The sequence below is a fragment of the Oleiphilus sp. HI0086 genome, from assembly GCF_001635225.1.
Genome location: NZ_LWFZ01000416.1, coordinates 1 through 417, shown reverse-complemented (window position 1 = coordinate 417; position 417 = coordinate 1). Strand labels below are relative to the sequence as shown.

The window sequence follows — 417 nt, the reverse complement described above, 5'->3', positions numbered from 1 at the left end:
TCAAAGCTTCCATACCATCTGAAGAATGGTCTTGCTCATTAAAACCAATTGAGCGTCTACTAATTACTTCCGCACCAGCATTGGTTGTCATCACCAACACGACATGCCTAAAGTCAGCTTTGCGGCCATTGTTATCGGTTAAGGTGCCGTGATCCATAACCTGCAACAACAAGTTAAAGACTTCTGGGTGCGCCTTTTCAATCTCATCAAGCAATAAAACGCAGTGAGGATTCTTATTGACCGCTTCGGTCAATAAGCCACCCTGATCATAGCCAACGTACCCAGGAGGCGCACCAATCAAACGACTGACGGTATGTCGCTCCATATACTCCGACATATCAAAGCGAACCAACTCAATACCTAATACAGTTGCTAACTGCTTAGTTACTTCAGTCTTACCAACACCGGTAGGACCAG

Annotated in this window: 1 protein-coding gene; it reads right to left on the bottom strand. The window is 45.3% G+C overall.

All coding sequences use genetic code 11. From position 1 onward, the window contains the following. The coding region (locus A3756_RS05120; RefSeq protein ID WP_156490289.1) for an AAA family ATPase at positions 1–417 on the bottom strand (417 nt) is incomplete at both ends.